General features: G+C 60.8%; 11 protein-coding genes. 8 read left to right on the top strand and 3 right to left on the bottom strand.

Translation table 11 applies throughout. The features are described 5' to 3' along the window. Window position 1 precedes the first annotated feature (1 nt). The 8 genes from E2F50_RS05035 (at window position 2) to speB (ending at window position 9,235) form a co-directional block, all read left to right on the top strand. Window positions 2-400, top strand: coding sequence for a hypothetical protein (locus E2F50_RS05035; protein ID WP_133314927.1), 399 nt, complete (start codon window positions 2-4; stop codon window positions 398-400). A 23-nt stretch (window positions 401-423) separates the two neighbouring features. Continuing rightward, on the top strand, window positions 424-1,611 hold the full coding sequence (locus E2F50_RS05030; RefSeq protein WP_133314926.1) for a Gfo/Idh/MocA family protein: 1,188 nt from the start codon (window positions 424-426) through the stop codon (window positions 1,609-1,611). 103 nt (window positions 1,612-1,714) lie between these two features. Beyond that, a complete protein-coding gene (locus tag E2F50_RS05025) occupies window positions 1,715-3,097 on the top strand; it encodes a GH1 family beta-glucosidase (RefSeq protein WP_133314925.1) in 1,383 nt (460 codons plus the stop codon). A gap of 218 nt (window positions 3,098-3,315) precedes the next feature. Beyond that, window positions 3,316-4,416, top strand: a complete 1,101-nt coding sequence (locus E2F50_RS05020) for a methionine ABC transporter ATP-binding protein (RefSeq protein ID WP_425375355.1) — start codon at window positions 3,316-3,318, stop codon at window positions 4,414-4,416. Beyond that, a complete protein-coding gene (locus E2F50_RS05015) occupies window positions 4,406-5,074 on the top strand; it encodes a methionine ABC transporter permease (RefSeq protein ID WP_133314924.1) in 669 nt (222 codons plus the stop codon). Before E2F50_RS05020 ends, E2F50_RS05015 begins: the two co-directional genes overlap by 11 nt. Before the next feature lie 55 nt (window positions 5,075-5,129). After that, on the top strand, window positions 5,130-5,906 hold the full coding sequence (locus tag E2F50_RS05010; protein ID WP_133314923.1) for a MetQ/NlpA family ABC transporter substrate-binding protein: 777 nt from the start codon (window positions 5,130-5,132) through the stop codon (window positions 5,904-5,906). A gap of 110 nt (window positions 5,907-6,016) precedes the next feature. Next, a complete protein-coding gene (locus E2F50_RS05005; protein ID WP_133314922.1) occupies window positions 6,017-8,236 on the top strand; it encodes a putative bifunctional diguanylate cyclase/phosphodiesterase in 2,220 nt (739 codons plus the stop codon). 24 nt (window positions 8,237-8,260) lie between these two features. Beyond that, window positions 8,261-9,235: an agmatinase gene (gene speB / locus E2F50_RS05000; protein ID WP_133314921.1), complete on the top strand. Its 975-nt coding sequence runs from the start codon at window positions 8,261-8,263 to the stop codon at window positions 9,233-9,235. Between the two features lie 14 nt (window positions 9,236-9,249). On the opposite strand, the gene trhO is transcribed toward speB, so the two are convergent. From trhO to E2F50_RS04985, 3 genes are read right to left on the bottom strand one after another with little or no spacing between them, the layout of a single operon-like run. Next, entirely contained in the window at window positions 9,250-10,194 is a 945-nt protein-coding gene (trhO, locus tag E2F50_RS04995; protein WP_133314920.1) for an oxygen-dependent tRNA uridine(34) hydroxylase TrhO, read from the bottom strand. Between the two features lie 46 nt (window positions 10,195-10,240). Then, window positions 10,241-11,224, bottom strand: coding sequence for a CHAD domain-containing protein (locus E2F50_RS04990; RefSeq protein ID WP_133314919.1), 984 nt, complete (start codon window positions 11,222-11,224; stop codon window positions 10,241-10,243). Then, window positions 11,214-11,696 carry a CYTH domain-containing protein gene (locus tag E2F50_RS04985; protein WP_133314918.1) on the bottom strand — a complete coding sequence of 161 codons (483 nt, stop codon included), beginning with the start codon at window positions 11,694-11,696 and terminating at the stop codon, window positions 11,214-11,216. The genes E2F50_RS04990 and E2F50_RS04985 overlap by 11 nt, the downstream gene beginning before the upstream one ends. Window positions 11,697-11,698: the final 2 nt, after the last annotated feature.

The following is an 11,698-nucleotide window of genomic DNA, read 5'->3' as shown; positions in this document are numbered from 1 at the left end:
AGTGGATACGCCAACCGTGGTCGCTCTTGTGACTGCAATTATCTCTGGCGGATTGGGCGGCATAGCAACTCTTCTGGCCTATGCGCATGGATACCTTCGCATCGAAAAATTGGAATCCAAGCGGAGGAGATTAGAGGTCGCTTATGACGTTTTGGCTTATCGCTATGTTCTCCAAGCTGGGAGCAACAGCGATGATGCCTCTCGACACGGGTTTAATCGCGCTCTCAACCAAGTACCTGTCGTTTTCGGCGATGACGCCGAGATAATTCAAGCATTTGACGCATTCTCAAACAACAAATCCGACGAAAATCTGAAGAGGCTGCTGGTGGTGTTGACGAGACGAACAGGGCTTAGAGGCATTGTGCTGGACAGTCACTTGATGAAAACGCTTTCAATCTAGCCTACTACACGGGAAATAAAGTCATGACCATAGAAGCCAAGGACGAGCAGGCGCGAAGCCCGAAAATCAGGCTCGGCATGGTTGGCGGCGGAGCCGGCGCCTTTATCGGGGCGGTGCATCGCATGGCGGCGCGCCTGGACGACCAGTTCGACCTCGTCGCCGGCGCGTTGTCCTCGACGCCGGAAAAGGCCATGGCGTCCGGCCGCGATCTGGGGCTCGATCCGTCACGCACCTACGGGTCGTACAAGGAGATGGCGATCCGCGAGTCGGAGCGCGAGGATGGCATCGAGGCGGTGTCGATCGTCACGCCGAACCATGTGCATTACGACGCGGCACGAGAATTCCTGACGCGCGGCATCCACGTGATCTGCGACAAGCCGCTGACCTCCAACCTAGCGGATGCGATCAAGCTCAAGCAGGCGGCCGACGAGAGCGGCGCGCTGTTCATCCTCACCCACAATTACACCGGCTACCCGATGGTGCGGCAGGCCCGCGAAATGGTCGCCAATGGCGAACTCGGCAGGATCCGCATCGTGCAGGCGGAGTATCCGCAGGACTGGCTGACCGAGGCAGTGGAGCAGACCGGCGCCAAGCAGGCGGTCTGGCGCACCGATCCGGCCCAGTCGGGTGCCGGCGGTTCGACCGGCGACATCGGCACGCATGCCTATAATCTTGCCTGCTTCATTACCGGACTGACGCTCGACAGCCTCGCCGCCGATCTCGACAGCTTCGTGGAGGGCCGCAGGCTGGACGACAATGCCCATGTCATGCTGCGGTTTGCGGCCAAGGACGGGGAAAAGCCGGCCAAAGGCATGCTCTGGTGCAGCCAGGTGGCGCCGGGACATGAGAATGGCCTAAAAATCCGCGTCTACGGCACGAAGGGCGGCATCGAGTGGGTTCAAGCCGATCCGAATTATCTGTGGTTCACGCCGTTCGGCGATCAGAAGCGGCTGATCACCCGCAATGGTGCCGGCTCCGGTCCCGCCGCCGCCCGGGTTTCGCGTATCCCCTCGGGCCATCCGGAAGGCTATCTTGAAGCCTTCGCGACCATCTACACGGAGGCCGCGCATGCGATCAATGCCGCCAAGGCGGGCAAGCCGGTCGACGGGGCGGTGATCTATCCCACCGTCGACGACGGGGTGAAAGGAGTCGCTTTCGTTGAAGCCTGTGTTGCCTCGTCGAAGAGAAACGGCGCCTGGGTAAAAGTCTGAGATAGACACCTGTGACCGCGGTTGACAGGCGACCTGTACAACCGCGAGCTCGTCCGATAAATGGCCGCCATTGATGGTTCAGAACCAGACATGGCGGCATCCAATGACCGAAATCAAAATCCTCGCATCACGCTTTCCCGATGAATTCCTGTTTGGCGTCGCGACTGCCGCCTACCAGATCGAAGGTGCGGCCAAGGTCGATGGCCGAAAGCCCTCCATCTGGGATGCCTTCTCGCATATGCCGGGCCGGGTGTTCGGCGGGCATAGCGGTGATGTCGCCTGCGACCACTATAACCGGCTGGACGAAGATCTCGATCTCATCAAGGAGATGGGTGTCGAAGCCTATCGGTTTTCCATCGCCTGGCCGCGCATCATCCCGGAAGGAACCGGGCGCATCAACGAGAAGGGCCTGGATTTCTACGACCGGCTGGTCGACGGCTGCAAGGCGCGGGGCATCAAGACCTATGCGACGCTCTACCACTGGGACCTGCCGCTGGCGCTGATGGGGGACGGAGGCTGGACCGCGCGCTCGACGGCCTATGCCTTCCAGCGCTATGCCAAGGTGGTGATGGCGCGGCTGGGGGACAGGCTGGACGCAGTGGCCACCTTCAACGAACCCTGGTGCTCGGTCTGGCTCAGCCATCTCTATGGCGAGCATGCACCCGGCGAGCGCAATATGGAGGCTGCACTTGCCGCCATGCATTACACCAATCTGGCCCATGGCCTTGGTGTCGAGGCCATCCGGCATGTGACGCCGAACGTGCCGGTCGGACTGGTTCTGAACGCGCATGCGGTCATTCCCGCCACGCAGGGCGTTGAGGACAAAGCGGCAGCCCGCCGGGCGTTCGATTTCCACAACGGCGCCTTTTTCGGCCCGGTCTTCAAAGGTGAATATCCGGCCTCGCTTCTTGATGCGCTGGGCGAACGGATGCCGAAGGCGGAGGAGGGCGATCTGGCCATCATCAGCCAGAAGCTCGACTGGTGGGGGCTCAACTATTACACGCCGATGCGGGTTTCCGACAATGCGACGGAGGGCGCCGAATTCCCCGCAACGAAGCCGGCTCCTTTCGTCGGCAAAACCGTGACGGATATCGGATGGGAAGTTTATCCGGCGGCGCTGACCGAACTGGTCGAGGATCTTTATCAGTATTACGATCTGCCCGATTGCTACATTACCGAAAACGGCGCCTGCGACAATACCGAGATCGTGGATGGCGAGATCGACGATCAGATGCGTCTCGATTACTACGGTGCGCATCTGTCGGCGACCGCCGATCTTGTCGAGAAGGGATACCCGCTGAAGGGCTATTTCGCCTGGAGCCTGATGGACAATTTCGAATGGGCGCAAGGTTACCGCATGCGCTTCGGCCTTGTTCATGTGGATTATGAGACCCAGAGGCGAACGATCAAAAAAAGCGGCAAATGGTATCGGGCGCTGGCCTTGGAGTTTTCTAGGAGCCGTTCCGGAACTAACGCGGCTAAGTGAGAGAAATTTCCCGGGGCCCGGCTTTAAATGGAATAATATCCCTGTTAATTGGCCCAGGCCTTGGGCATTTAGGCGACAGCGATCGCGGCCGTCCTGGCCGTTCAGGGAAAGTTCGAGAATGCTCCGGGAAGTCACCTGTCATCGAATGTGCGCCTAAGCCGATGAGCAGGGCAGCGATATCGTCGCTGGGATGAATAGACTTAACACGTGAGCAGAAAATGACCCTCGCAGAAGCCGCGGCAAGCTCCGCACCGTCGCTCCAGGCGCAAGCCGCGCCCATGGTCGCCTTCGAGGCGGTCACGAAACGGTTCGGCAGGGCTGCAGATGAAGCGCAGTTCACGGCACTGGACGGCGTCGGTCTCTCCGTCTCACGCGGTGCCATTACCGGCATTATCGGGCGCTCAGGCGCGGGCAAGTCGACCCTGATCAGGCTCGTCAACGGTCTGGAGAAGGCTACTTCCGGCAATGTCCTGGTCGATGGGGTCGAGGTCGGCGGCTTGTCGGAGACCGGCCTTCGCGACCTTCGCCGCCAGGTCGGCATGATCTTCCAGCACTTCAATCTCCTGTCGTCGCGAACCGCCTTCGACAATGTGGCGCTGCCGCTCGAAATCGCCGGCCTCAGCCGCGAGGCGATCCGGCAGAAGGTGGCGCCGCTGCTGGACCTCGTAGGGCTGGGCGACAAGGCCGATCGCTATCCGGCGGAACTTTCCGGCGGGCAGAAGCAGCGCGTCGGCATTGCCCGTGCGCTCGCGACGTCTCCGAAGCTGCTGCTGTCGGACGAAGCCACTTCGGCGCTCGATCCGGAAACCACCCATTCCATCCTCGAGCTCCTGAAGCGTATCAACGCGGAACTCGGGCTCACCGTCCTGCTCATCACCCATGAAATGGAGGTAGTGAAGACGATCGCGACCGATGTCGCGGTGATCGACCGGGGCCGCATTGTTGAAGCGGGTCGCACCTTCGATGTCTTCACCCTGCCCAAACACGAGACGACGCGAGCGCTTTTGTCCTCGTCGCTCGGGGTCAAGCTGCCCGAATGGGTGCGTTCGGGACTTCAGCCGCAGCCATTGCCTGGCGGTCGCGTCATGGTCCGGCTGATCTTCTTCGGTGCAACCGCATTCCAGCCGTTGACCGCGCGGCTGGTCAGCGAGATCGGCACCGGCGTCAATATCATGGCCGGCACGATCGACGAGATCGCCGGCGAGCCCTTTGGTTCGCTGGTCGTTTCCTATTCCTCGGATACTGCCGTCATCCAACGTGCCGAACAATTTTATACGGAGACCGGCCTGACCAGGGAGGTGCTCGGCTATGTCGCCTGAAATGCTCTTTAACCTGCTTTGGAAGTCGCTCGCACAGACACTGCAGATGGTCGCCATCGCCGGGGTAATCGGTTCGCTGATCGGCCTGCCGATCGGCGTCTTCCTGGCTACCAGTGGCAAGGGAGAATTGTTTCCGGCGCCGGCGACCAATCGGATCATCGGCCTTGTGGTCAATGCTGCCCGTTCGACTCCGTTCATCATCCTGGTCGTGGCGATCATCCCTTTTACCCGCTTTGTTACCGGCACCTCGATCGGCACCTATGCCGCCATTGTGCCGCTGACACTCGCTACCATTCCCTTCTTCGCGCGGTTGGTCGAAGCCTCTATCCGTGAGATCGACAAGGGATTGATCGAAGCGGCCCGCGCCATGGGCGCCACGCCGTTCCAGATCGTCTGGAAGGTGCTGCTCCCGGAAGCAAGGCCAAGCCTCATCCTGGCGCTGACGATGACGCTTGTCAGCCTGATCGGCTATTCGGCCATGGTAGGCGCCGTCGGCGGCGGCGGATTGGGTGATCTGGGTATCCGTTATGGGTATCAGCGCTTCATGCCGGAAGTAATGCTCGCTGTCGTCGTGGTGCTGATCGTCCTCGTTCAAGCTGTTCAGAGCGCCGGCGATCTGGCTGCCCGTCGCTTCGACAGGCGCAGCCGCAAAAACTGATATTACCTAAAACCAGCCTCTCAAGACTGGTCCCGAAAACCTGAAGGAGACATCCATGAAGAAGTTCATTATCGCGGCGGCCCTTGCCGTCTTTGCAGCAGCGCCAGCATTGGCTGAAGATATCAAGGTTGGCGTGACTCCCGGCCCACACGCGCAGATCATGGAAAAGGTCAAGGAAGTCGCCGCCACCAAGGGCCTCAACATCGACATCCTCGAATTTTCGGACTACGTCGTGCCGAACCAGGCGCTAGCCGATGGCGAACTGGATGCCAACTCCTTCCAGCACAAACCTTATTTGGACAACCAGGTCGCAGACCGCAAGTTTGCGCTGGTGGACGTCGCCCAAAGCGTCAACTTCCCGATGGGTATCTACTCCAAGAAGGCAAAGAGCCTGGCCGAGCTCAAAGATGGCGCCACAATCGCCATTCCGAACGATCCCACCAATGGCGGTCGCGCCTTGCTCATCCTTGCCGACCAGGGCTTGATCAAGGTGAACGCCGCCAAGGGCCTGAAGATCGGCCCGGCCGACGTCACCGAGAACCCGAAGAAGATCGAGTTTGCCGAGCTTGACGCGGCCCAGCTTCCTCGCTCGCTGGACGATGTCGACGCGGCCGTGATCAATACCAATTATGCGATGGAAGCGGGCCTCAACCCGAAGACCGATCCAATCGGCAAGGAAGGCGAGAAGGCTCCCTACATCAACATCATCGCGGTGAAAGCCAAGGACAAGGACGCGGCTTGGGTCAAGACCTTGATCGAAAGCTATCACAGTGATGCGGTCAAGAGTTTCGTTCTGGACAAGTTCAAGGGCGCCGTCGTCCCGGCCTGGTAAGACTCCAGAAAAAGCGCGCCAGGACGGCCTTCCATGTGGCTGGTCCTGGCCGCCTTAACGGTATCTGAAGGAATACTCGCGAAAGATGTGGCGCTCCAGCGAGGTTATTAATGCGGCTTTTTCCGCCACATTTGCGACGTCCCGTCTCGGTCGGCCGAAGGGCGACCGGGATTCTGATGCTGTTCGCCTTCGCGCTTGTCGTTCTGCTTGTGACGATCTTCATCCTGACCGCTGTCAGTCGTATAGCTGCCTACGCCAATAATCTTGACGACGACCGATCGCGCCAGACCACTGCGGGCGCCCTTCATACGTTTCAGGACCAGCTTCGCGCGACACTTGGCGACTATGCGGCCTGGGACGATGCAGCACAATTCGTGTATGCACCCGACGGCCAGGAGTGGGTCGTGAACAATTACGGCGACATGACCGCCGATAGTCCGCTTTTCGACATCGCCCTAGTGATGGATGCGCAGCGCAATGTCCTGTTGGCCTATCAGGACGGTAAGCCGGCCAGCTGGCTGCCCCGCAACTATTTCGACGGCTCGCTTTGGACACTATTCGACAGGGTGCGTTCTTTCGATCCGCAGGTCACTCCGGAGGCCACAGGCTTCATGAGGACGGGCAGGGGCGTAGCGGCCGTTGGCATCGCCTTGATCCGTCCAAAGTCGGGACGGTTGGACAAACCGGGGGACCAACGTCGGTTTCTCGTCCTCGCCCGCCATCTCGACGAAAAGAGGGTCGGCGCGCTTGCGAACACCTATGTCATTGAGGGGCTGCACTTTGCCAACGGCAGTACATTCCCTTCAAAAACCGTCGAAATTCGCAATGTCCATGGGCAATTGCTGGCGGAACTGGGCTGGCAGTCCCGTCGCCCGGGCGACCTGGGCTATACCGAGGTGCGGCCGCTGGTTTACTGCGCCCTGGCCATGGTCGGCCTCTTCTTCCTCCTGCTTTTTGTCAGCGGCACGAACATGCTCGATCGGCTGAAAGCCGACGAGGCTGCAGCTCGTCAGCTTGCCATGCGCGACAGGCTGAGCGGCCTCATGAATCGTGCCGGTTTCTTTGCAGCTCTGGAAGATCTGGTGCAGGCCGGCCGTGCCAAGAACGTCGACATCTTGCTTCTTTATCTCGATCTGGACGGGTTCAAGGAGGTCAACGACGCCTACGGACACGGCACGGGCGACCAATTGATCCGCGGCGTGGCTGCAGGCCTGAAGGCGCTTGTGGGGCCGGAGGCTGTGCTCGCCCGGGTCGGAGGCGACGAATTCGCCGTTGTACTTTCAACCGCGGATGCGCCGGCCACTGCGGCCATTTTCTGCGACCGTATTCTCGGGTTCTTCGACGAACCCTTCATCATCGGCGAACGGGTCGCCACGATCGGCACGAGTATCGGCACCGCCGTTTCTGCGCGGGGAACCGTTTCCGGCGAGGAACTGGTGCGGCGTGCCGACATGGCCATGTACCGCGCCAAAGAAACTGGACGAGGTAGGGCTGAGGATTACCATCCGGAAATGGATGCCGAGCGCGAAGAGCGCAACATGCTTGAGATCGACCTGCGGATCGCCATCGAGCGGCGCGAACTGGCGGTCGTCTATCAGCCGGTGGTGGATGCGGAGGATTGGCGGCTGATCGGCGTCGAGGCGCTGGCGAGGTGGAACCGCAAGGGCTATGGGCCTGTGTCTCCGGAGATCTTCATCCCGATCGCCGAATCCACCGGTCTTATCGATCAACTGGGCCTTTTCGTGCTGCACCGCGCCTGCGAGACAGTACGGCAGTGGCCCGAGATCAAGCTTGCGGTGAACATCTCGCCCGGCCAGTTCCGGGATCCGGGTTTTGCCGTGCATGTGGGCTCAGTGTTTCAGAAAACGGCTGTTGATCCTGCCCGCATCACGCTGGAGATGACCGAGGGTTATTTCATCCAGAACCCCGAGCGGGCCCGTGCCGCCATCACCAAGCTGCGCCAGCTGGGCGTCAGCATTGCGCTCGACGATTTCGGCGCCGGCTTCTCGAGCGTCGGCTATTTGCGCCAGTTCGGCTTCGACCGCATGAAGATCGACAAATCGCTCGTGCAGGCGCTGGATGAGGGCAACCGCGCGGCCGACCTGCTGCAGGCAACGGTGGCGTTGGCACGATCGCTGGAAATCCCCGTCACGGCGGAAGGCGTTGAGACGCAGAGCCAGGCTCTGCAATTGCAGCTGACCGGCTGCGACGAGCTGCAGGGCTATTTTTTCGGCAAACCGATGGCGGCGGAAGAGATCGACAAGATATACATGGCAAGGAACAAGCGGCGGGCGCCGACGGGCTTGCGGTCGTCAGGCTTGGAAATATAGTTTCTCCGATCCAGGAGATGCGCCATGAAACCACCATTCCACCAGCCGGTCGATGCGGCGCAAGTGCCGCGCTTTGCGGGACACTCCACCTTCATGCGGCTTCCTGTCGTTTCGAATGCGGAAGGGCTCGATATCGCGCTTGTGGGCATTCCGTGGGACGGCGGCACCACCAACCGGGCCGGCGCCCGGCACGGGCCGCGTGAGGTGCGCAACCAGTCGAGCCTGATGCGGCGGGCCCATCATGTATCGGGCATTGCGCCCTTCAGCGTCGCCAATGTCGCCGATGTGGGGGACCTGTCGGTCAATCCGATCGACCTGCTGGATTCGCTGAAGCGGATCGAGGCGGGGATGACTGCTATTGTCCGGACCGGAGCGATCCCGCTCAGCGTCGGCGGAGATCATCTGACGACGCTTCCCGTGCTGCGCGCTGTTGCCAAGGAGAGGCCGGTCGGGCTGATCCATTTCGATGCCCATTCTGATACGAACGACACCTATTTCGGCGACAATCCTTATACGCATGGAACGCCCTTCCGCCGCGCCATAGAGGAGGGGCTTGTTGATCCGAAGCGGATCGTCCAGATCGGCATTCGCGGCTCCGTCTACGATCCCGGCGAGCACGATTGGGCGAAGGACCAGGGCATCCGCATCATCTATATGGAAGAATTCCTGCGTCGTGGCGCTGAAGACGTGATGGAAGAGGCTCGCCGCATTGCCGGTGATGGCCCGACCTATATTTCCTTCGATATAGACAGCATCGATCCATCCATGGCGCCCGGCACCGGCACGCCGGAGATCGGCGGCTTCTCGACCCGGGAGGCGCAGCAGATGGTGAGGCTGCTGGCCGGCGTCGATATCGTCGGCGCCGATGTCGTGGAAGTCGCGCCGCCCTTCGATCTCGCAGGGATGACGGCGCTGGCGGGCGCTACCATCATGTTCGAGCTGCTCTGCGTGATTGCCGGACAGGTTGCCGCCGGGCGAACCGTAGCCGGGGCCACCTGAACGGGAGCGTCGGCTTAGCCGCCGATATGTTTCTGGCCGCGCTGTTTGGCCAAGGCGATCTGAAGCTGGCGCTGCCGGTAGCGATCCCGGTCCTCTTCGGTTCGACTGTCGTAGCAATGGGAGCAGGAAACGCCTTCCTCAAAGTGCGGTGACGTCACCTCTTCGGCAGTGATCGGATTGCGGCAGGCGTGGCAGAGCTTGTGATTGCCTTCCTTCAGGCCATGCTCGACCGAAACCCGCTCATCGAAGACGAAGCAGGCGCCTTCCCATAGGCTTTCCTCTGCCGGAACCTCCTCGAGATATTTCAGGATGCCGCCCTTGAGGTGGTAGACCTCGTCGAAGCCCTGCTCCTTCATGAAGGCAGTGGCCTTTTCGCAGCGGATGCCGCCGGTGCAGTACATGGCGATCTTCGGCTTGTTGTGCAGGCCGGTATTGTTCTTCACCCAGTCGGGAAACTCCCGGAAGGTCTTGGTCTGCGGATCGACGGCGCCCTTGAAGATGCCGATCGCCGTCTCGTAGTCATTGCGCGTGTCGATGACGATGGTTTCAGGATCGGAAATGAGCGCATTCCAGTCCTTCGGCTGAACATAGGTGCCGACAATGCGGTTGGGATCGATATCCTCGACACCCATGGTGACGATCTCTTTCTTGAGCTTCACCTTCATCCGCACGAAGGGCATTTTCGAAGCCCAGCTTTCCTTGTGCTCGAGCTTTTCGAATTCCGGCTGCTGGCGCAGATAGGTGAGAAGGCCAGAGATCGCATCGTCGCTACCGGCGACCGTGCCGTTGATACCCTCGCGAGCGATCAGCAAGGTCCCCTTGATGCCGTTGACATTGCAAAAAGCCTGCAAGGGCTTCTGGAAGTCTTCGAAGCGGTCGAAGCGCGCGAAATGATAAAGGGCTGCCACGAGAAAGGCGCCCGTCACTTCGGGCTTGGCTTGGGTCGAGATTTCGGTCATGGCGCTGAAATACAGCCAGAAGCCCTTTGGTGCAACGGATGACTTGTCAGGCCGACACGGATTCCTTCTGGCGGTGCTTGTGAGCCTTGGGTGACTTCGAGCCAAGCCGCTGCCGGCGCTGCGCTTTCGCAGCCACCTCCCACAGAAGCTCGACAAGCCCACCTTCGACCTCGGGACTGTCTGCAAAGACATCGCGCGCCATGTCGAGCGCTTCCTGTCTCAAACCCTGTTGTCGGGTGATGATGGCGCCAAGCAGCAGCGCCAGCGTTTCGCTCTCGCCGAAAAGCTCGGGGCTCTCGTTGACCAGCTGGGTCAGGACCGAAAGGTCATGTTCGTGGCCGAGCAGGTCGACCAGCTGCTTTGCTTCCTTTTGTTTTGCAGCCATGGCCGAGGGCCAGATGGGGCCGAGCAGGGCAAGGTGCATCCAGTAGGTCTGGCCGGCTTTCCTGAGGTCGTGGAAAACTTCGGCATGGGCGTTGGCGTGGCATTCCGCCAGGGCTGCCTGCGCCCTCTGCCGCTGCTTCTTCCAGCTTCTGCCCAGCCGCTTGGCGGTCCTGCGCGGGTCGTTTTCAAGGCGCAGATCCTGCAGGGCTTCGATAGCCTGTCGGGAGCTTGCCGCGGCCGCCTCCATTTTGGCCGGCAGATCCTGCTCTTCGTGGGCAATCCGGTCACGGCGCTCGGTCAGTGCCTTAGAGGCAAAGGCGAGCGCCGCCATTTCCTCGGGCGACTTTGCCTGACTAGCCAGATAATCGACGGTCTCCACCAGGGCTGTGGCATCGCGGACGGCGGATAGCGTTTGGGCCATATCCCGAATACGAGCGTTTTCGCGGCGCCGAAACTCCTTCGCATCCGCCTGAATCAACCTGTAAAGCGCCCGGACACGCTTGAATTTCTTGCGCGCATCATGCACCGCTTCATGCGGGCCGTGGGCCTGGTCCTCGAGAATCTCGATCGCCTGGGAAAGCTGGCTTTCCGCCACCGACCGGAATTCCTCCGTAAAAGGCCTGCCGGGGCGCAGCCTAAAGGCCATTCAGCAACTCCTCGCTCAGGTCTTCGGTGGCCATGACCATATTGGAATAGCGGCGGTCGCCGGTGACTTCCGGCCCAATCCAGCCAGGCAAGTCCGGCTGGGCGCCCTCATCCTCCATCTCCACTTCGGCGACGACGAGCCCGTCATAGCTGCCGCCGTAGACGTCCACCTCCCAGACATAGCCCTGGTGCTCGACCTTATGGCGGATCTTTTCCAGAACGATCCCGACAGCGGCACTGGCCAGTTCCTGCGCATCGGCGAGAGGGATGTCATACTCGAATTCGTCGCGAGAGCGAAGGTTCTTGCCGATCTTGATCGTCAGCCGGGCTTTCTGTCCGTCCATGATCCGTACGCGGACCGAACGATCTTCGGCCGATGCGACATAGGCCTGCAGGAAGGATGAGGAGGAATCGACCTTGGAGCGCCATTCGTCGCTCGTGACCCGAAACTTCCGCTCGATCTCCTTGGCCATGC

This window comes from Rhizobium deserti, assembly GCF_004358025.1.
Taxonomy (GTDB): domain Bacteria; phylum Pseudomonadota; class Alphaproteobacteria; order Rhizobiales; family Rhizobiaceae; genus Neorhizobium; species Neorhizobium deserti.
This window is presented reverse-complemented; position numbering and strand designations above follow the sequence as displayed.